Here is a 1,769-nt window from a genome sequence, read left to right as displayed (position 1 = left end):
CAGCCGGACGGAGCGCATCCCGAAGCCGCGCGCGGTGTCCCGCAGCACGCGCCAGCGCTCGGCGGCCAGCCACGACCGGCGCGGACCGGCGAGGTAGGCCACCGACGCGTGCCCCAGTGAGGCCAGGTGCTCGACGATCTGCCGCGTGCCGTCCTCGTGATCGACGTTCACGCTCGGCAGTCCGTCGACTTGTCGGCTCACCAGCGTCAACCGGTGCGCGGAGGCGAGTTCGCGGATCTGGGCGTCGGACATCCGGCTCGCGGCGATCACGAATCCCTCCACGGAGCCGCTGAGCCGCTCGACGTTGCTCGATTCCAGATCCGGCGACTCCTCGGTGTCACCGAGGATCAGCGTGCGCCCGGCCGCGCGGGTCTGTTGCTCGGCGCCGCGGATGATGCCGAAGAAGTGCGGGTTGGTGATGTCCGAGACGAACAGTGCCACCGTGCGCGTGTCCCCGGACGGCAGCGCCCTCGCGATCGGGTTGGTGTGGTACCCGAGTCGCTCGGCCACCTCGAGAATGGTCTCGCGGGTCCGCTCGTTGACACGACCGGGCTTCGCCAGGGCCCGGGAGACCGTCGATGTGGCCACACCCGCCTCGCGCGCCACGTCGTAGATCGTCGGCCGTCTGCCCTCACGTTGCGCCACCGCAGTACTCCGCTCCGTCGGTCTCGGACGGAAGCGAGACTAGCGGCACGTGGCAACATTTGGCAACCGCTTGTCATCCGTTTCCCGCGCTGTTTATGGTCTGCTGCGTTTCCCGGCCGGCGCCTGCGATGCCCGGCCGCCAGCGCAAGGACAGTGGCGTCGAGAGGGACACGGTTGATGAGGGCGATCGTCCTGAGCGGGCCCGGGCGGGTCGACACGGTCGACACCTGGCCCGAGCCCCGACCACGCGAGGGCGAGGTCCTCGTCGCGATGCGCGCCGTCGGACTGTGCGGGTCGGATTTGGGTGTCTACGATGGACACCGCCTGACCCCCGAGGTGCCGTGGGTGATGGGCCACGAGGGTGGCGGCGAGATCGTCGCGGTCGGGCCCGGCGTGACCGGCCGGTACCCGGGACAGCGGGTGGTCGTCGAACCGAACTACGGCTGCCGGGACTGCGCCGCGTGCGCCGAGGGCGTGACCTCCGCGTGCGCGCACCGGGGGATCGTCGGGATGAACATCCCGGGCCTGCTCGCCGAGCGTGTCGCGGTACCCGCGCAGTTCACCTGGCCCGTCCCGGACACCGTGGACGACGCCGCGTTGGCGTGCGTGGAACCGCTCGCGGTCGCCAGGGCCGCCGTCCGGCGCTCCGGGGTTGGTCCGGACCAGGACTGCCTCGTCGTCGGCGCGGGCTCACAGGGGCTGTTCGTGTGCCAGGCGCTGCGCGCGCTCGGCGTGCGTCCCCGGGTCACCGAACCGCACGCGGGCAGGCTCGCCCTCGCCGAGGAACTCGGCGCGACGCCGGCGGACCCGGAATCCGCGGGCGTCGCCCACGTCGTGTTCGACACCGTGGGCGTGCCCGACACCTGGGACCTCGCGCTGCGCGCGGTGCGGCCTGCCGGTTCCGTCGTGGTGATCGGGATGAGCGGCCGGGAGGTCTCGACGTCCACCCTGGACCTCACGCGGCGGCAGCTCACGATCCGCGGCTCGCTGATCTACGACCACCCGCACGACTTCCGCGACACCGTCGACGCCGTCGTCCGCGGCGCGCTCGACCCGGCCCGCGTGCTCCGGTACCGCGCGGGCCCGGACGCCGCGGCCGATGCCTTCGCCGGGGCCCGCGAGGT

2 protein-coding genes are annotated in these 1,769 nt (G+C 72.6%); one reads left to right on the top strand and one right to left on the bottom strand.

Annotated elements, in window-relative coordinates; all coding sequences use genetic code 11:
- Positions 1 to 645 (bottom strand): LacI family DNA-binding transcriptional regulator (locus SACSA_RS0111485; protein WP_019816021.1); only part of this gene is annotated, 645 nt, incomplete at its 3' end.
- A gap of 177 nt (positions 646 to 822) precedes the next feature.
- On the opposite strand from SACSA_RS0111485, the gene SACSA_RS0111480 reads away from it, so the two are divergent.
- On the top strand, positions 823 to 1,769 hold a 947-nt coding region (locus SACSA_RS0111480), incomplete at its 3' end, for a zinc-dependent alcohol dehydrogenase (RefSeq protein WP_019816020.1).

Origin of the sequence: Saccharomonospora saliphila YIM 90502 (assembly GCF_000383795.1) — a bacterium.
Lineage (GTDB): Bacteria > Actinomycetota > Actinomycetes > Mycobacteriales > Pseudonocardiaceae > Saccharomonospora > Saccharomonospora saliphila.
Note: the sequence above shows the minus strand (reverse complement) of the source record. Positions and strands in the feature narration are given on the sequence as shown.